Genomic DNA, 16,958 nt, shown 5'->3' on the forward strand with positions numbered 1-16,958 from the left:
TATCTTACTCGGCCGGTTGCCTGGCCATTTGCCCCGAGTAGCTGAGGGTGTCTAGTCCGTACCTGCGTCGAAAGCCAGCAGTTCACTGGCCCGCATGATGGCTGCGCGCCTGCGTTCCTCGTTCGGCTCGCCGGTAATAACGAGATGAACGTTCGGGGTCGATATCCAGGCATGGCACAGAGTGACGATTGTCAGCAGGATGTCCTCGGCACCGGCTTCGCTTATCGCGGGGAGCGCGGCGCGGATCTCGGATACTTTGTTCGACGAATGGACGGCCCGGCCCTCGGCGCCGACAGGGTGGCCCCGTTCGAGACCCTCCCAGAAAGTTAGTCGTGCGAGACTTGGCCGGCTTCTGGAAAAGTCAAAGTAGCGGCCCGCGAAATCGGCAATGGCTTCGGGGCCTGAGCCGATGACGGGAAGGTCGTCCAAGGCGGTGACGAGTTGGTGCGTCAATGCCGCTTCGAAGAGTTGGGTCTTGCCGCCGAAATAGAAGTAGATCCGTTCGCGATTACACGCTGAGTTCTGGGAGATCTGATGGATGCGTGCACCGGAGAAGCCGCGTTCTGAAAACTCGGCAATAGCTGCATCAAGGATCTTCTTTCGTGTCGCGTCAGTGTCCCAGGCCATGCCGCCATTTTATCTCCAACCGTTCGTTTGCATTTGCACGGCCGTGCTCAGTAATATCAACTCCAACCAAACGTTTGGAGATTGAGTGGAGCACGACGGCAAGGCGCTGCTTGCAGCGGACGAAATCGACGTGCATCATCACAGGGGCGTCGGTATGGCATCCGTGCATGTGAGGGCCGTCGTGACCTGGTTGGCGATATTTCCGCTGGCGGCCACGGGGATGTGCGCGCTGGGAGCATTGGTTCCGCAGTGGCATCCGGTCCTGCGAGCGTTCGTACTGACCCTTGTGGTGGTCCCCACTGCCGTGTACCTCGCGGTGCCGCGCCTCTTGTTGCTCCAGACCCAGATAGGACGGGCGACGCGCACCAGAGCGCAGCGCCGCGCGAAACGCAATTAGCGGCTTCGCGACTCTCGGGGCGCTTCGGCACCCCGGCCAACATAAGAAGGAGATTGCCGTGCAGATAACTGCCGCTGTCGCGCGCAAGCAGGGCGCGCCATTCACGATTGAACAGCTTGAACTGGACGCCCTGAGGTCCAACGAAGTCAGGGTCCGCATGGTTGCGACCGGGATCTGCCACACGGACACTCTCGTTCGCGATGGAATCTATCCCACCCCGCTGCCCGCCGTTCTCGGCCACGAGGGGGCCGGCATCGTCGAGGAGGTCGGCGACTCGGTTGTCTCGGTGGTGCCGGGCGACCATGTGGTGTTGGCAGCCGCATACTGCGGCCATTGCAAGCGCTGCCGGAACGGCCAGATGTCTTACTGTGAGAACCTGATGGCTGCCGATTTCGGCGGCCGCCGTCTGGACGGTGCCACCGCACTGAGTAAGGACGGCGAGGCCATTTCGTCCCACTTCTTTGGCCAGTCATCCTTCGCCACCCACGCAAACGTGGTCGAAGAATCCATAGTCCGCGTTGACAAGGATGTCCCTCTTGAGCACCTGGGTCCACTCGGTTGTGGCATCAACACGGGTGCAGGCACCGTCCTCAATGAGCTCCGGCCTGAAATCGGGTCTTCGCTTGCCGTTTTCGGCACGGGCGCTGTCGGCTGCGCCGCAGTCATGGCGGCACGGGTGGCAGATTGTGCCACCATCATCGCCGTCGATATTCACGACGCCCGCCTGGAGCTCGCCCGCGAGCTCGGTGCCACTCACGTCATAAACTCAAAGACGGAAAATCTGGCGGATCGGCTCCGAGAAATCACAGCTGACGCCGGAGTTGACTATGTGGTGGACACTACTGGCATTCCTGCGCTCCTCCGTCAGGCAGCCGATTCACTGGGCGTTCGCGGAACGGTCGCTCTGGTTGGCGCGGCAAAGCCTGGTACTGAGGTCAGTTTCGAGATCGGCGCCTCGCTTGTGAAAGGTTGGACCTTCAAAACCGTGGTCCAGGGCAGCTCCGTCCCACAGGTCTTTATTCCACGGCTGATCCAGCTGTGGAAAGAGGGCCGTTTTCCCTTCGAGAAGCTCGTCAATGACTACGTTCTTGACGATATCAACCAAGGCTTCGAAGATTCCAAGAGCGGGAAGACGATCAAGCCGGTCATCGTCTTCTAGCCAGCGGGACGCCCCCCTCGCTCAGCAAGCTTTGCCGCGTGAGGGGGTCGTACCCCGCGGGGTCACTTTTGCCGGTAGACGTCGATTACGCTGGAGGCGTCGCGGGCTGCGAGCCCCAAGGCAACAGCGCGTTCCAGGACGGCGACAGTCGCTGTTGCCATCTTGCCTTCAAAGCCAATCCGCTCTGCCGTCTCGCCCACCAGGGCTGCGTCCTTGAGGAAGATGTCTACGCGTGCCGCGATGTCAGCGGTGTTCGTGTCGAGCATTCGGGGGCCGTAATTTTCCAGCATCCAGGATCCTCCGGCGCCTCCCCTTACCGCGTCGAAGACCTTGCCGGTATCGAGGCCGAGCCGTTCGGCGAAGGCGAGGGCTTCAGCGGCTACTACCAGTTGGCTGGTGGCCAGGAGCTGGTTGACGATCTTGTAGGACTGTCCGTCGCCGACATTGGGCCCGGAAAAGACCACCTTCCCCATCGTCTCCAGCACGGGTCGTATTTGCTCGATGGCGTCCGGGTCTCCGGCGGCAAAAAGGGTCAGGGTTCCGGCAACTGCCCCCGGGATTCCTCCGGTAACCGGGACATCCAGCAGCACGGGGCCGCCGGCTGGGCGTTCGGCCGCCAGCTTCTGCATGGCGTCGGGGCCTAGGGTGGAGAGGACGACGACGACGGCTCCGGGGTCCGCCGTTGCGTAGACGCCATCAGGTCCGTTCAGGACCGCTGCGGCCTGCTGTGCCGTCGCCACCATGACCAGCACGATATCGGCGGGGGAGGTTGCAGCCAATGATTCTGACGTCTGGAGTCCGTGCGAGCGGGCTTCCGCGAGACGCTCAGCTGACGTATCCACGGCTGTTACGGCGCCTGCCGCGGCGGCTCGCACGGCCATGGGGAGGCCGATGGCACCGGCGCCAATGAAGGTGATCTGGGGGGTGCTCATGCCAAGCATCCTTTCGTGTGGTGGGAACGCGCAGGAAGCGTGACCGGGCATCAAAGCCCGGTCACGCCTCATGTTTTACGCGCCCGTGAGGGATTGAATCTGAGTGACCGTGGTGAAGATGGCAACCGCTGAGTAGAAGAGGACTGCAATGCCCAGGGCTGCGATGCGCGGGCGATTGATGCGGACTACTTTGTGCAGGCGGCGGTTCAGCCGGATGAGGAGTGCGCAGTAAACCACCATGACCCCGCAGTTGAGGATTGCAGCCATGGCCAGAAGGGTGATGGGCTGGGTGACGCCCACACTGAGGATGATGACGCCGAGCACGATCATGGTCCATACGCATGTGCTGTAGATTTTTGCTTCGGTCCAGAACTTGTGGTCACGAAGGTAGCTGACAGCAAGAACGTCGGCGACAACACGGGCCACGATATCCACCACTGCCAGATTCGCGAACATCAGCGCAACGGTGCCGATGAGCAGATAGAACGTCTGCAGCGGGCCGCCGAACTGCTCGCCGATGATGTTGGCCTGCACCTGAATGAACGACAGGTCGCCCTTGCCTTGGTAGCTACCAACGGGCATCAGCCGGTAGGCGAGGAGCGAGAAGATCACGATGGTGAACAGGCCGATGACGAAGAAGGACCAGAACTGTTCGGTCTTCGCATTCTTCCACCAAATCTTCCAGTGCCTCTCACTCTCCGAGGTGATTGCAAACTGCGTCCCCGTGGCAGAGCCGGCTTCTTCGTGGCCCGTGATCGGCGAGACAATTCGCGGTGCATGGGCTCCCATGCCCCAGCCTTTATCTCGGATGTAGTTGCTGACGGTCAGATTGAGCGCGCCCCCGCCACCGGCGAAGACCATAGCCGTGACAAGGAACGCTGCTGGGATGCCCTCGGGCATGCGCCCGGCACTCTGGACAGTTGCCGCGGGCAGTGCGGCCCACGGTTCCCAGCCGATGACGAACAGGATAATCACGACGGCGAAGACCAGGATCGCGATGACCTTCAGGAACTCGATCTTCTCCACCGTCTTATAGACGATCGGCGAGAGGGTAAGTACTAGCCCGATGATGACGAGGCCGCCGACAGCGATCCATTGGACACTTCCCTGCCCGCCGGCGGTGAAGGTCACCATGGTGGCAGCGCTGCTCATCCAGCCGGGCCAGGCGAATGGAACTACGGTCATGATGACAAACAGCGGAGCCCAGCCGCGCCAGAGTCGCGTGAATCCGGTAACGGCTGTTTCGCCCGTGGCGAGTGTGTAGCGTGCCACCTCAGTGTTGATGAAGTACTGAAGACCCAGCCCGACTGCTGCGGCCCAAAGGAAGGTCAGTCCAACCTGGCTGGTGATGTAAGGGTGGGAAATGTATTCGCCCGATCCGATGCCGACGGCTACCAGGATGATGCCCGGGCCGAGCATTTTACGGAGTCCGACGGGCTTGGGCAGCTCTGCCCAGCGCAGGGCCGGAAGCCGGCCCATTTTCTCACGGCCAGCGGAACCGGAGGCTTCTTTGCCCTCCAGCCCGTTGGCTGCTTGGGGATCATTCAATTTCATGGCCTTGGCTCATTCTCGTCGAGGTGTCCTATAGCGCGTTCGCTGTTGCCGGCATTGGCGGCAGCGTCGCTGTGGCGGGTGGAGCGCTGCTTGCTGCCGCATCCGGCATTGATGCCGGGTGTGACTTTCGTAACAGCTCCTACGAGAAGGCTACGGACCTCCAGCTATCTAACACAAATACCAATGAGCGATCATTCAATTAGAAATCTAGATATATCGAGTGCGGGCTGGTGGGGGATAGCGTTAAGCGACAGGCCCTGGGAGAACTTCGTCGAAAACTTCAAGGACGCGGGCCAGGGCCGGTGATCCGTTGTCAGTACGCCACGCGATGGCGGCATGAAGCCAGATTGGTTCCCCGGCAATCGGCAGATATGTCACACCGGTGGGTTGAACATGTTGCACGGATGTAAGTGTCAGAGTGGCACCTGCACCGGCCGCCACGAGGGCAAGAATCGTGTAGGAATCGGGAGCCTCCTGCACGATCCTCGGTGTGATCCCCACTCGTGCGCAGGACTCGAGCAAGGCGGCCCGCAGAGAGGAGCCTCCTTCGGCCGGAAAACTGATGAACGGGTCGTCGGCAAGCTGCTCAAGTGAGACTTCCTTTTCCCGCGCGAGTGGGTGCGAAGAGGGAAGGGCGCAGATAAGTCGCTCGTGTTCGACTATTCGGTAACTGACGTCAGGGTGGTTGATTGGGAGTCGGACGAAGCCCATGTCAAGACGGCCGCTGACCACCTGGTCCAAGGCTGCGTAGGCGTAGACCTGCCCCTGCAGTACAAAATCGATGCCGGGATAACGTCGCCGAACCTCCTGGGCCAGCGGCGGTAGGATCTTGCTGCTTGAAGCCCCCGCGAAACCCAGGCGAACGCGGCCCGATTCACCGGCCGTGAGCGAGTGCGCGGCCGCCTTCGCCAGTTCGACGTCGGCGAGGACCCTGCGGGCCGGGCCGAGGAGTCTCTCGCCGGCGTCCGTGAGCGTAACAGAGCGCGTATTCCTATTAAAAAGCTTGATCTTGAGTTGCTTTTCCAGTTGTTGGATCCGGTAGCTGAGCGGAGGCTGCGCAATTTGCAGCCGTTCAGCCGCACGGCTGAAATGCAGTTCTTCGGCCACGGCGACGAACGCCTCGAGTTCCTTGAATTCCACTGCCTACCCCTCGTCGTGGTTGTCGGTCATAAGAGGCCACGCGGCGTGCGCGGCGGACGCGTCACCGGTCGATATATCTAAAGCATAGATAACGTCGACCCTTATTGGTATTGGACGTCAAATAAGTTCGTTTGGGAAGGTAAAGCAACAGGACGCGACGTTCCCTGCGTATCGAAGGAGTTCCAAGTTGACCATGCCAGCGTCGACCACGCTGCCAGTGGGGGCTTCCCCCGGCAGGACCAAAAACAAAGCGCTTTCCATGCAGGAAGCGATTGCCCGGTTCGTCCACGACGGCGACGTCGTGGCAATTGAGGGCTTCACGCACGCGATACCTACGGCCGCTGGCCATGAGATCATCCGCCAGCGCCGGAAGAATCTGACGCTGGTCCGCATGACCGCGGACATCGTGGTGGATCAAATGCTGGCCGGCGGATGCATCAGCACACTTGTGTCCTCGTTCGTCGGCAACTCCTCGGCCGGATCCCTGGGGGAGCTGCGCCGACGCGTGGAACGGTCGGAGCCCGCCCCGCTCGATTACCAGGAATATAGCCACTACGGAATGATCTGCCGCTACCTGGCCGGGGCGCAACGATTACCGTTCTACCCTCTCCGGTCCTATTTCGGATCCGACCTTCCCAGCATCCAGAAAGGCATGCGCAAGGTCACCTCGCCCTATCCCGATGAGGACGGGCTGTACGAAGAGATCTACGTGGTGCCCCCTATCAATCCGGACGTCACCATCGTGCATGCCCAGCGGGCTGACCGGTCAGGAAACACACAGATGTGGGGCCTGACAGGAATTCAGGCCGAAGCAGTCTTCGCGGCCAAACGCGCCATAGTCGTCGTTGAGGAGATCGTTGACGACGACGTGATTAGGGCGGACCCGAACCGAACCGTGATTCCGGCACTCGCCGTGGATGCTGTTGTTGAATGCCCTGGGGCCACCCATCCGTCCTTTTCACAGGGGTACTCCGACCGGGACAACGACTTTTACCGTTCATGGTCAGGCATCAGCGCCGACCCGGTCAGCCTGTCAAGATGGATGGAGGAGTGGATATACGGGACCAAAGATCACGCAGAGTATCTGGCCAAGCTTGGCGAGGGCACGCTAGCCCGGCTCCGCGTCGGACAGGCCCTGAGCGGTCAGGTCAACTATGGAACACGGCTAGAGCCAGCCGACAGCGCCGGAGACAACACTAAGGAAGCGCAATGACCTCATTGGCCCCCGACATAAGCATCAGCGCCACCGAGCTGCTCACCGTCGTCGCCTCGAGAGAACTGGCAGGCCGCAACACGGTCTTCGCCGGAATCGGGCTCCCAACTCTTGCAGTATCGCTGGCGAGCATGACCTCCGCCCCTGATCTCGAAATCGTCTACGAGTCCGGTGTCTGTGGGGCCCATCCCTCCCACCTTCCTGAAACGATTGCAGACGCCGTCCTCATTACGGGAGCTGAGGCAGTTCTTTCAATGCCGGTCCTGTTCGGCTACGTCCTCCAAGGCGGCCACATCGACGTCGGTTTCCTTGGCGCAGCGCAGATCGACAAGTGGGGCAACCTGAATTCTTCTGTGATCGGGCCTTGGGAGAAGCCCAAGGTGAGGCTGCCCGGATCGGGCGGAGCCGTTGAAGTGGCTGCTAATTCCAAGGAAGTCTTCGTCGTGATGCGCCGTCATGATGCCCGCACCTTTGTGGAGCAGTTGGACTTCTGCACCTCGCCAGGGCCGGACCGTGCACTTGCTGAGGGCGGCCGGGTCAGGGGAGCAGGCGTGACGAAGGTCATCACGGAGCTCGGAATCCTTACGCGTTCGGGTGTGCATGATGAGCTACAGCTGTCGGCCGTCCACGAAGGTATCTCCGTTGAGCAGGTCCGCGAGAATACCGGATGGGACCTTAAAGTCTCCAACGACCTCAGGGTCACTCCTCAACCCACAGCCGAAGAACTCCGGCTGCTGCGTTATGAAATCGACCCGCGCAGGGTCTACCTCCGCTGACAGCCACAGAGAGAACATCACGGACATGAAGATTGAACGCATAGAGGCAATTCCCTACGAGATCCCTTACGTCAGGCCGTTAAAGTTTGCCAGTGGCGAAGTCACGACGGCAGACCACGTCCTGCTGCGGATCCACACCGATACCGGGATCATCGGCCAGGCGGACATTCCGCCCCGGCCCTACACATACGGCGAGACGCAGGCTTCCATCGTCGCTGTCATCAACGGCATATTTGCCCCCGCACTGACTGGGTTGGATCCGTTTCGCCGCCAGTTGGTCCAACAGGTGCTTCGACGGACGGTTCACAACAACACGGCCAAGGGCGGAATCGACATCGCCCTCTGGGACATCATCGGCCAGGCTACGGGCAGCTCAGTTTGGAGCCTCCTGGGGGGCTTTGCCCCCTCAATGCGGGTCAGCCATATGCTCGGCTTCAAAGAGCCCGAGGTGCTACTCGAAGAAGCCCAGCGCTTCGGTGAGGACTACGGCATCACCACCTTCAAACTCAAAGTGGGCAGGCGCCCGCTGGCCCTCGACGTCGAAGCGTGCCATGTACTGCGCGAGGGGCTGGGCGAGGATGTGGAACTCTATCTGGACGCCAACCGCGGTTGGACTGCCAACGAAGCAATTGAAGTGCTGCGCCGTACTGAGGGCCTCGGCCTGAGTTTCCTCGAGGAGCCCTGCGACGCCAAGGAAGCCATGGGCCGCCGTCGGCTGGTGGAGATGTCAGCGATCCCGATCGTGGGTGATGAAAGCGTGCCGACTGCAGGGGATGCTTCACGTGAGCTGCTCTCCGGTGGCTGCAACGGCCTCTGCATCAAGACTGCACGGACCGGTTTCACTGAGTCCCAAGAAATACTGGGACTGGCCACCGGACTCGGTGTAGACGTCTACATGGGCAACCAGATCGACACTCAGATCGGGACCATCGCCACAGTGGTGTTCGGCGCTGCGTATGAGGCCACAAGTCGCCGTGCAGGAGAGCTTTCGAACTTCCTCGACATGGCCGACGATCTCCTGGCCGATCCACTCGTCATCCGGGAAGGCCGGATACACGTACCGGAGGGTACCGGCGTTGGAGCGAGGATCGACGAGGAAAAGCTCGCCTTCTACCGCGTCGACGGCGCCCCGACCTCATAATCGGTAAGTCCTAGAAGAATGGTTCAACACAATGACGTCCCTTAGTGCTCCCGAGACAGAATCGCTCCATGTAATCGGCACAATGCGCGCCGTGGTCAAGGCAAAGCCCGAACGCGGTGCCAATTTCGTCAGCGCCTATCCCGAACGGCGAATTTCCGTGGATGAGGTAAGAATTCAGATCGCAGCAGCCTCGGTCTGCGGAACCGATCGCGAGCTCTACGAGTACTCACCCATGGCGCAGGCGTTTAACCTCGACATTCCGGTAGTGCTGGGGCACGAGTGCGCTGGCACAATCATTGAAGTCGGATCCGCGGTTGACTCTCTGACTATCGGGGACAAGGTGGCGCTCGAATCCCACGTCGCCTGCTGGGACTGCTACCCGTGTCGTAACGGAAACGCCCACAACTGCCTCAACATGAAATTGCTTGGACTGCACCTGGACGGCGGCTTCGCCGAACGGCTTGTTGTCCCGGCCACGGCCTGCTTCAAGTTGCCCCAGGATTTTCCCCTTGAACAGGCCGCCCTCTTGGAACCGGCTGGGGTAGCCATGCACGCCATCCAGCGATCAAAAGTTGACCTCGCCGGAGCTGATGTGGTGATCAGCGGTGGAGGCCCAGTGGGCCTGTTCATAGTTGCGATCGCCAGCGCGCTGGGCGCCGGCAACGTGGTGGTTGTTGAACCGAACGCCTACCGCAGGGGCCTGATCGCAGAACTGGGGGCAACACCGCTTGCCCCCACGGACGATGTTATAGGCGCCTGCCGTGGGCTCTCCGGCGCCAAGTTCGGTTTCGATGTCGCCTTCGAAGCCTCCGGGGCCCCTGCAGCACTGCCGCCGCTCCTTGAAGCACTGCGTAAGGAGGCGACGATCGTCGCCGTCGGAATTCCGGGCCGTTCGATTGAGGTGGATGTCGCTGCCTACTTGATAAAGAAGGGCCTTACCTTCACCGGTAGCTTCGGCCGCGCTCTCTGGGGAACCTGGGAGAAGATTGCAGAGTTGGTGGCCAGCGGCAAACTGGACCTGTCCAAGTTCATCACTCATCGCCTTCCACTGTCTGCTCTCGACGAAGCCATCGAACTCCTGTCCGAGGAATCCTGCAAGGTCCTGCTCATCCCGGATTTACCTGACAGGGGCGATGCGACATCCATGGACGACGCGTGAACCATCGGGACGGCCTACCCAGTTACCACGACCTGTTGGGCCGCACTGACGCGCCACCGGGCAGCAGTTGGGGAATATTCGGCGCGAACGACGATCTCGGCACCCTCAACTTCCTGACTCCGGCGCGAAGGATCCGGGCCGCGGGCTTGGTCCGTGGCGGTCTAACCTACTCCCTTGACCTTCCCTTAGATGCCTTTCCATCGCCGCTAATTTCCCACCGCGGCTCCTTGCAGCACACTGTCTTCGGACTGAACGAGTTCCATCGGGACGACAGGATTGACAACCTTTTCCCGCAGGCAACGAGCCAGATAGACGGACTTCGCCATTTCGGTCACCCGGACTACGGCTTTTACAACGGCGCGGACCCAGAGAAATTGGTCGCCGGAGACCCGACCCTGGGAATCCAGCGCTATGCCGAACACGGCATCGTGGGCAGGGCAGTCTTGCTCGACGTCGGGCGGTACCTGGAGCATATTGGGGACCCCATCGATTACTCCCAGCCGCGGTCCGTGCCGGTCCGCGTGCTGGAGGAAACAGCCCGGCATCAAGGGGTTGGCATCGAACCAGGCGATATCCTGATGCTGCGTTTCGGCTGGCTGGGCAATCGCCTCGACCAGATCAAGCGTGACGCCCAAACAGGGGTTGACACATTGTCCGGCGCCCCTCTCGTGTCAGTGGGCTTGGAACAGAGCCACGACACTGCTGCATGGTTTTGGGACAATCGCATAGCTCTCGCGGCCGCCGACAACGTCGCCTTGGAAGTCTGGCCGGCAAGTGCATCGGATCTCACTGTCCATGCCGACACGCAGGGGACATTGCGCGCTTCCTCACATACCGGCATGCTGCACCGGATCCTCATACCGTTGCTTGGCCTCGCTATTGGCGAACTCTGGCAGCTTGACGAACTGGCCGAGGCTTGCCAGGCCGACGGGCAGTATGACTGCATGGTCGCCGCAACGCCGCTCAGGTTGCCTGGTGGCGTTGGCTCGCCGTCCAACGCGGTCGCAATCCGCTGACCGCCCCACAAACACAACTGAATGGAGAAGTACATGGAACTGCTGAAGAATCGCACAGCCGTCATAACAGGCGGCGCCAACGGCTTGGGACTGGCCACCGCGGTGGCGTTCGCGCGGGAAGGCGCGAACGTAGTCATCGGTGACCTTGACGCCGAGCAGGCCGCCAAAGCGGCAGCGGGTCTGGGTATTGGTGGCCGTGCCGTAGGGATTGGCTGCAACGTGACGTCAGCGGACGACGTCGACACTCTCGCGCGGACGGCGCGTGAAAGCTTCGGCGGACTCGACGTGTGGGTCAACAACGCAGGGTTCACCCGCGATGCCACCATGCGGAAGATGTCTGAAGAAGACTTCGACGCCGTCATATCCGTTCACCTCAAGGGAGCCTGGCTCGGCACCCGCGCCGCGGCGGGCATCATGCGTGAGCAGCCTAGTGGTGGATCGATCATCAACGTGTCCTCAATCTCCGGAAAGGTCGGGAATCCGGGCCAGACAAACTACAGCTCTGCCAAGGCCGGCATTGTGGGCCTGACCAAGGCCGCCGCCAAGGAAGTCGGCTTCGCCAACGTGAGAGTCAACGCTGTCCAGCCCGGAATCATCCGCACGGCCTTGATCGATTCTATGAAGCCTGAAGTACTCGAGGCCCGCCTCTCCGAGGTGCCGCTCGCACGCTTTGGGGAACCGGAGGAAGTGGCCTCGGTAATCCTGTTCCTTGCGAGTGACCTGTCCAGCTACATGACGGGCACGGTGCTGGAGATCGCGGGCGGACGAAACATCTAATTCTCGTTTCGCGGCTCCAAGACAATAAGAAAAGAAGAAGGACCAATATGAATCAGGCTTTTGTGTACGACGCCGTGCGCACCCCGTTCGGTAAGTTCGGCTCGGGCCTCGCGGGGGTCCGTCCGGATGACCTCGCCGCGCACATCATCACCGAATCCGTGAAGCGTGCGCCGGGGCTGGACCCGGAGCGGATCGACGAGGTGGTGTTCGGCAACGCCAACGGCGCCGGCGAGGAGAACCGCAACATCGCCCGGATGGGCACCCTGCTGGCCGGCCTGCCGGTCTCGATCCCGGGTACCACGGTGAACCGGCTCTGCGGTTCGTCGCTGGACGCGGCGATCATCGCATCGCGCCAGATCAACGCCGGGGACGCCGAGCTGATGCTCGTGGGCGGCGCCGAATCGATGTCCCGCGCCCCGTGGGTGCTGCCGAAGACGGAGAAGCCCTACCCGGCCGGTGACATGACCCTGGCCTCCACCACGCTGGGCTGGCGCCTGGTCAACAAGGCCATGCCGAAGGAGTGGACCATCTCCCTGGGCGAGGCCACCGAGCGGCTCCGCGAGAAGTATGGTGTGACTCGCGAGCAGCAGGACGAGTTCGCCGCGAACTCGCACAACCTCTCCGCCGCCGCATGGGACGAGGGGTTCTACGACAACCTGGTGGCCCCGGTTCCCGGCACCGACCTGGTCCGCGACGAAGGCATCCGCGCCGGCTCCTCGGCCGAGAAGCTCGCCGGCCTCAAGACCGTGTTCCGCACCGAGAACGGCACCGTTACCGCCGGCAACGCATCCCCGCTGTCCGACGGCGCCTCCGCGGCCTGGATCGGCAGCGAAAACGCCGCCGCGCTGCTCGGGCTGGAACCGTTGGCCCGCATCGCCGGCCGCGGCGCGCACGGCAACGACCCCCAGTACTTCGGGTACGCCCCGGTGGAGGCCGCGAACAAGGCCCTTGCGAAGGCGGGCATCGGCTGGGACCAGGTGGGCGCCGTCGAACTTAACGAAGCGTTCGCCGCGCAATCCCTTGCCTGCATCAACGCCTGGGGCATCGATCCCTCGATCGTGAACCGCCACGGCGGCGCGCTCGCCATGGGCCACCCCCTCGGCGCATCCGGCACCCGGATCCTGGGCACCCTCGCCCGGAGCCTGCAGGCCTCGGGTGCGCGCTGGGGCGTCGCCGCGATCTGCATCGGCGTGGGCCAGGGCTTGGCAGTTGTCCTTGAAAATGTCACCTCCCCCGCCTGACGGAAGCAGGAGCAAGGAAACACGATGCCCGGTTGGAACACTCCAGCCGGGCATCTGTGCGTCGTTGACTTCCTTGGAAATCGTTGGGCTGTTGGTCGGCCGTTTCACGATTTAAATGGGCGACGGCCGTTGCATCCCCGAGCAGGGGACGCAACGGCCGTCAGGGCCAGTCCGGAGTGCAGGGCTACGCCTTTGCTTCCTTCACCTGGTGAATCTCGATCATGTTTCCGGCCGGGTCCGTCAGGAAGATCTGGTGCCACCCTTCAACGGACCAGATGCCCCAGTCGTCGAAGGGGATGTTGTGTTCCGTCAGCCGGGCCTTGATGGCTTCAATATCGTCGGTCCGGAAGGCAAAGTGGCCCCCAACAAGGGGATTTACAGAGTGCCCTTCCTGCAGGGCAAGGTACGCCTGGCGCCGTGTGGCGTGCACCTGAAGTTCCTCGGGGTCGCCAGCCTCAAAGAAGCGTGCTCCCTCTTCCCATTCAGCGTTTCCATCGGTGACTCCGGCGTCGGCCGCATGGGTGGTTGCGATCATTTTCGGCGAAGGCAGCAACGGCAGGCCGAGAGCGTCGCGATAGAAGTCGCTGAGGGAGTGCATGTCATCTGAAGTGACGTTCACGTGATGGAGGCGAAGATAAGCCATGGGAATTCCTTTCGTCGTTACTTAAGTATCTGCTTCGGTCCCTTATGGCGTCCAATATTTATTGGGCTATCGGTTATGTAAATTCCTTATAAGTGGCCGCGGTCCTCCTGCGTGGCCTAAGGCCCCTGCAGGTCCGTGATCCAGTGCGCGAGGGCGGTTGCGTCGTCTTGTCCTATGCTGTGGCCGCCGGCCGAACGGATGGCAATTGTCTGCGCACCTGACTCCTCAGTGAGATAGCTCCAGGTGGATCTCAGCAACTCGGCCGGTACGACCGAATCAGCGTCACCGTGCGCTACGAACATTGGAATGCCCTGGAGTCGGCCCGGCGTCGTCGGCACGCCAGCGTCGAAGGGCAGGGTTCCGTAGAGGATTGCCGCACCTGCGAAGCGGCCAGGATCGTTCAATACGAGACCCCCAGCGAAGGCGGCACCCCCGCTAAAGCCAACAAGGATCACGGGCCGCTCGGCCGGCGCAACACTGTCCAGCCAGTCCGTAAACCATGCCATGGTCTCCGTGAGGGACGCAGATATAGGGCGGCCGATGCCACGGTTCGCAAACCAGGCAAACCCCGGGCCCTCTGCGAGAGGTGCACGCACAGCCGCGTAGGCCGGACCGGCCGGGAGGTAATTCGCCAACGCAATGATGTCCGTTTCGCGTGACCCGCGCCCGTGAAGCAAGACGACCAAGGGCTTGCGCGGATCGTCCGGGGACTGCCACGCGATGGTCGGTTGGGGTAGCGTACTCAAACGGCCGCCCCCGTAATTTCGCCGGTTGACTGGAATTCGGCGATGTTCGTCAAGGCATAGCTGAGTGCGGCGTCGTGCCACTCTGCGTTGATGCTCGATGTTGCGTCCGTTACCAGGATTGTGCGGTACCCGTGGTCCGCTGCGTCACGCACGGTATGTTCCACGGCCATGTTTGTCCAGACGCCTGCCACTATTACCGTGGTGACCCCGGTATTCCGTAACAAAATATCCAGTCCGCTGCCGTTGAAGCAGCTCATCCGATTGCGGATCAGGACAGGCTCGTCCGCCAGCGCCCCCAGCCCCTCCAGCGCGTCTGCACCCCAGGATCCGAGCTTTAGTGACTCCGGGCCGATCATCCGGAAGATGGGGGCATTCGTCCCGCCGAAGTCGCCACCGGGGTAGAACACGATGCGGTTGTGGATGATCGGCATTGACTCGTTGCGTGCCCATTCGAGCAGTTGCCCCACGTGGGGGACCAAGCCCTGCTCAACTGCATGGGCGGCGGCACCGAAGGATGCGAACGCCCCGTCCTGATGGACATTGTCGTTCTGAAGGTCTATCAGTAACAGTGCGGTCTTACTGACATCGAGGGGTGTGTTGTCCATGGTGTCTCCTGTTTGGTGATTGCTGTGTTCGCCAGAATTACTTTAACCAACAACTAACTTTTCGAGGTATTTTATTCCCATGGCTGTCCACCGCGCCGCTTCCCCGAATAGCCAGGCCGCACACTGAAGGCTGGACCTGCAGTGGCAGGCCCAGCCTTATCGTGTGTCGTCATCGATTGCGTGTACTCTGCTGGGATCAGCCGGCTGGATCGACCAAGAACGGTTCCGGTATGTCTTCGATTTCAAGTTTGTTTTTGCCGTAATAGACTGCTGCGCGCATGGACTCTCCTATTTTGTGTCGGGCCTCAGATGATGTTTTGTGTCGGGTCTCAGATGATGCGGATGAGTTTCTTGTTCGCGAACTCGTTGAGTCCGAATTTGCCGAGTTCGCGGCCTATGCCGGAGCTCTTGACTCCGCCGAACGGGAGGTCGGGGGCACTCTTGATGGTGGTGTTGATTCCCACCATGCCGACCTCGAGGCGGTCGGTGACGTAGGCGGCCTGCTTCTGGTCGTCGGTGAAGACCGCGCTGCCGAGCCCGTAGGGCGAATCGTTGGCCAGGGTGATTGCCTCATCCACGGAATCCACGCGGTAGAGGATCGCCACGGGACCGAAAAGCTCCTCGCGGTAGGCACGCATTTCGGGTGTGACGCCGGAGAGGACGGTCGCCGGGTAGTACGCGCCGCGGCCTTCCGGGACGGCTCCGCCCAGGTGGACGGTCGCTCCCTTGGACACGGCGTCGTCAACTTGTTCGGCCAGTTCTGCCCGGGCCTGGGCGGTGGACATGGGACCGAGGCGCGTGTCTTCGCTCATGGGGTCCCCGGTTTGCCATTCTGCGGCTTTCGCCAGGAACGCTTCAAGGAATTTGTCCCAGTTGGACGAGTCGATGATGAGCCTTTTCGGCGACGTGCAGGCTTGGCCTGCGTTCCCGAATCGGCCTGCCGCTGCCGCACTGGCGGCCTTGTCGATATCGGCTGCGGGAAGTACGAGGAACGGGTCGGAGCCGCCGAGTTCGAGGACGCACTTCTTCAGGTATTGGCCGGCGAGTGCGCCGATGGCACTGCCTGCACGCTCTGATCCGGTGAGGGAAACGCCTTGGAGTTTGGGGCTGGCGATGATTTCCGCGACCTGTCCGGAGGTGGCGAAGAGGTTCTGGTAGACGCCTTCCGGGGCCCCGGCCGCGTCGATGATTTCGGCAATGCGCAGGGCTTGTTGCGGGCAGTTGCTGGCGTGCTTGAGCAAGATGGTGTTGCCCAGCAGCAGGTTGGGAGCGACGAACCGTGCCATCTGGTAGTACGGGAAGTTCCACGGCATGACGCCCAGGAGTGGTCCGATGGGAGCTGTCCGGACGATTGCCCGGCCCGCACCGGCGATGTCGAGTTCTTCGTCGGCGAGCAACTGTTGGCCCGACGTGGCGTAGTACTCATAGATGGCAGCGGATAGCTCGACTTCGGCCTTGGCCTGGGTGATGGGCTTGCCCATCTCAAGCGCCATCAGTTTGGCAAGGTCGATGGAGTGCTGCCGGTGGAGGTCGGCGATGCGCTGCAGGAGCGCGCAGCGTTCTGCGAGGTCCTTCGTGTGCCAGGACCGGTAGGCAGCGTGGGAGCGCGTCAGGGAAGCGGCCACCTCTGCGTCTGTCATGCTGTCAAATTCCTGCACTACATTGCCGCTGGTGGGGTCGACGGTTGCATATTTCTTCATTGAAAACCTTCATCGTACTGAGGGCAGCCCGGGAAGGATGGCTTGGCAGGCTGTCCTTCCCGGGCCGGCGGTGGTGGTGCTGATCAGGCCGGGGTCAGGATGTCGGCGTCGGTTGCGAAGTTCGGGTACTTG

Annotated in this window: 17 protein-coding genes; 9 read left to right on the forward strand and 8 right to left on the reverse strand. The window is 61.7% G+C overall.

From position 1 onward, the window contains the following. Positions 1-51: 51 nt before the first annotated feature. Positions 52-627 carry a TetR/AcrR family transcriptional regulator gene (locus tag ACX80V_RS20630; RefSeq protein WP_485844707.1) on the reverse strand — a complete coding sequence of 192 codons (576 nt, stop codon included), beginning with the start codon at positions 625-627 and terminating at the stop codon, positions 52-54. An 85-nt stretch (positions 628-712) separates the two neighbouring features. Between ACX80V_RS20630 and ACX80V_RS20635 the strand changes: the two genes are divergently transcribed. Both ACX80V_RS20635 and ACX80V_RS20640 read left to right on the forward strand, forming a co-directional pair. Beyond that, positions 713-1,024: a putative antibiotic biosynthesis monooxygenase gene (locus ACX80V_RS20635; protein WP_459310167.1), complete on the forward strand. Its 312-nt coding sequence runs from the start codon at positions 713-715 to the stop codon at positions 1,022-1,024. A 58-nt stretch (positions 1,025-1,082) separates the two neighbouring features. Beyond that, the gene (locus ACX80V_RS20640; protein ID WP_459310168.1) at positions 1,083-2,183 is read left to right on the forward strand and encodes an NAD(P)-dependent alcohol dehydrogenase; all 1,101 of its coding nucleotides are present in this window, start codon (positions 1,083-1,085) and stop codon (positions 2,181-2,183) included. Positions 2,184-2,245: 62 nt separating this feature from the next. Here the strand turns inward: ACX80V_RS20640 and ACX80V_RS20645 are convergent, their stop codons facing one another. The 3 genes from ACX80V_RS20645 to ACX80V_RS20655 all read right to left on the reverse strand — a co-directional run bounded on the left by ACX80V_RS20645 (position 2,246) and on the right by ACX80V_RS20655 (position 5,809). Beyond that, positions 2,246-3,115 carry an NAD(P)-dependent oxidoreductase gene (locus tag ACX80V_RS20645; protein WP_252602992.1) on the reverse strand — a complete coding sequence of 290 codons (870 nt, stop codon included), beginning with the start codon at positions 3,113-3,115 and terminating at the stop codon, positions 2,246-2,248. 75 nt (positions 3,116-3,190) lie between these two features. Further along, positions 3,191-4,669: an Nramp family divalent metal transporter gene (locus ACX80V_RS20650; protein ID WP_485844708.1), complete on the reverse strand. Its 1,479-nt coding sequence runs from the start codon at positions 4,667-4,669 to the stop codon at positions 3,191-3,193. Positions 4,670-4,912: 243 nt separating this feature from the next. Beyond that, positions 4,913-5,809, reverse strand: a complete 897-nt coding sequence (locus ACX80V_RS20655) for a LysR family transcriptional regulator (protein ID WP_485844709.1) — start codon at positions 5,807-5,809, stop codon at positions 4,913-4,915. A 193-nt stretch (positions 5,810-6,002) separates the two neighbouring features. Here ACX80V_RS20655 and ACX80V_RS20660 point away from each other — a divergent pair, with 193 nt between their 5' ends. The 7 genes from ACX80V_RS20660 to ACX80V_RS20690 all read left to right on the forward strand — a co-directional run bounded on the left by ACX80V_RS20660 (position 6,003) and on the right by ACX80V_RS20690 (position 13,132). Next, positions 6,003-7,022, forward strand: a complete 1,020-nt coding sequence (locus ACX80V_RS20660) for a CoA transferase subunit A (protein ID WP_485844710.1) — start codon at positions 6,003-6,005, stop codon at positions 7,020-7,022. Further along, complete coding sequence (locus ACX80V_RS20665; protein ID WP_104063590.1) at positions 7,019-7,798, forward strand: CoA-transferase subunit beta; 780 nt, start codon at positions 7,019-7,021, stop codon at positions 7,796-7,798. Before ACX80V_RS20660 ends, ACX80V_RS20665 begins: the two co-directional genes overlap by 4 nt. A 25-nt stretch (positions 7,799-7,823) precedes the next feature. Beyond that, complete coding sequence (locus tag ACX80V_RS20670; RefSeq protein ID WP_485844711.1) at positions 7,824-8,939, forward strand: mandelate racemase/muconate lactonizing enzyme family protein; 1,116 nt, start codon at positions 7,824-7,826, stop codon at positions 8,937-8,939. A gap of 82 nt (positions 8,940-9,021) precedes the next feature. Then, complete coding sequence (locus tag ACX80V_RS20675; protein WP_485844721.1) at positions 9,022-10,098, forward strand: zinc-dependent alcohol dehydrogenase; 1,077 nt, start codon at positions 9,022-9,024, stop codon at positions 10,096-10,098. Further along, the gene (locus ACX80V_RS20680) at positions 10,095-11,114 is read left to right on the forward strand and encodes a cyclase family protein (protein ID WP_485844712.1); all 1,020 of its coding nucleotides are present in this window, start codon (positions 10,095-10,097) and stop codon (positions 11,112-11,114) included. Before ACX80V_RS20675 ends, ACX80V_RS20680 begins: the two co-directional genes overlap by 4 nt. A 21-nt stretch (positions 11,115-11,135) precedes the next feature. Further along, positions 11,136-11,891 (forward strand): 3-oxoacyl-ACP reductase FabG, encoded by a 756-nt coding sequence (fabG, locus tag ACX80V_RS20685; protein WP_485844713.1) that lies wholly within the window; start codon positions 11,136-11,138, stop codon positions 11,889-11,891. Between the two features lie 47 nt (positions 11,892-11,938). After that, positions 11,939-13,132 (forward strand): thiolase family protein, encoded by a 1,194-nt coding sequence (locus ACX80V_RS20690; RefSeq protein WP_485844714.1) that lies wholly within the window; start codon positions 11,939-11,941, stop codon positions 13,130-13,132. Between the two features lie 184 nt (positions 13,133-13,316). Here ACX80V_RS20690 and ACX80V_RS20695 read toward each other — a convergent pair whose 3' ends face one another. The 4 genes from ACX80V_RS20695 to ACX80V_RS20710 form a co-directional block, all read right to left on the reverse strand. Then, the gene (locus ACX80V_RS20695) at positions 13,317-13,775 is read right to left on the reverse strand and encodes a VOC family protein (protein ID WP_459310363.1); all 459 of its coding nucleotides are present in this window, start codon (positions 13,773-13,775) and stop codon (positions 13,317-13,319) included. Between the two features lie 116 nt (positions 13,776-13,891). Then, the gene (locus ACX80V_RS20700) at positions 13,892-14,521 is read right to left on the reverse strand and encodes an alpha/beta hydrolase (protein ID WP_485844715.1); all 630 of its coding nucleotides are present in this window, start codon (positions 14,519-14,521) and stop codon (positions 13,892-13,894) included. After that, positions 14,518-15,126 carry a cysteine hydrolase family protein gene (locus tag ACX80V_RS20705; protein ID WP_459310361.1) on the reverse strand — a complete coding sequence of 203 codons (609 nt, stop codon included), beginning with the start codon at positions 15,124-15,126 and terminating at the stop codon, positions 14,518-14,520. The genes ACX80V_RS20700 and ACX80V_RS20705 overlap by 4 nt, the downstream gene beginning before the upstream one ends. A gap of 329 nt (positions 15,127-15,455) precedes the next feature. After that, positions 15,456-16,826 carry an NAD-dependent succinate-semialdehyde dehydrogenase gene (locus tag ACX80V_RS20710; RefSeq protein ID WP_485844716.1) on the reverse strand — a complete coding sequence of 457 codons (1,371 nt, stop codon included), beginning with the start codon at positions 16,824-16,826 and terminating at the stop codon, positions 15,456-15,458. Between the last annotated feature and the right edge of the window lie 132 nt (positions 16,827-16,958).

The sequence above is a fragment of the Pseudarthrobacter arbutini genome (assembly GCF_054510915.1).

Coding starts and splice junctions, on each gene's coding strand:
- ACX80V_RS20630 (WP_485844707.1), bottom strand. CDS start 627: ATGGCCTGGGACACTGACGCGACACGAAAGAAGATCCTTGATGCAGCT.
- ACX80V_RS20645 (WP_252602992.1), bottom strand. CDS start 3,115: ATGAGCACCCCCCAGATCACCTTCATTGGCGCCGGTGCCATCGGCCTC.
- ACX80V_RS20650 (WP_485844708.1), bottom strand. CDS start 4,669: ATGAAATTGAATGATCCCCAAGCAGCCAACGGGCTGGAGGGCAAAGAA.
- ACX80V_RS20660 (WP_485844710.1), top strand. CDS start 6,003: ATGCCAGCGTCGACCACGCTGCCAGTGGGGGCTTCCCCCGGCAGGACC.
- ACX80V_RS20665 (WP_104063590.1), top strand. CDS start 7,019: ATGACCTCATTGGCCCCCGACATAAGCATCAGCGCCACCGAGCTGCTC.
- ACX80V_RS20670 (WP_485844711.1), top strand. CDS start 7,824: ATGAAGATTGAACGCATAGAGGCAATTCCCTACGAGATCCCTTACGTC.
- ACX80V_RS20675 (WP_485844721.1), top strand. CDS start 9,022: ATGCGCGCCGTGGTCAAGGCAAAGCCCGAACGCGGTGCCAATTTCGTC.
- fabG (WP_485844713.1), top strand. CDS start 11,136: ATGGAGAAGTACATGGAACTGCTGAAGAATCGCACAGCCGTCATAACA.
- ACX80V_RS20690 (WP_485844714.1), top strand. CDS start 11,939: ATGAATCAGGCTTTTGTGTACGACGCCGTGCGCACCCCGTTCGGTAAG.
- ACX80V_RS20695 (WP_459310363.1), bottom strand. CDS start 13,775: ATGGCTTATCTTCGCCTCCATCACGTGAACGTCACTTCAGATGACATG.
- ACX80V_RS20705 (WP_459310361.1), bottom strand. CDS start 15,126: ATGGACAACACACCCCTCGATGTCAGTAAGACCGCACTGTTACTGATA.
- ACX80V_RS20710 (WP_485844716.1), bottom strand. CDS start 16,826: ATGAAGAAATATGCAACCGTCGACCCCACCAGCGGCAATGTAGTGCAG.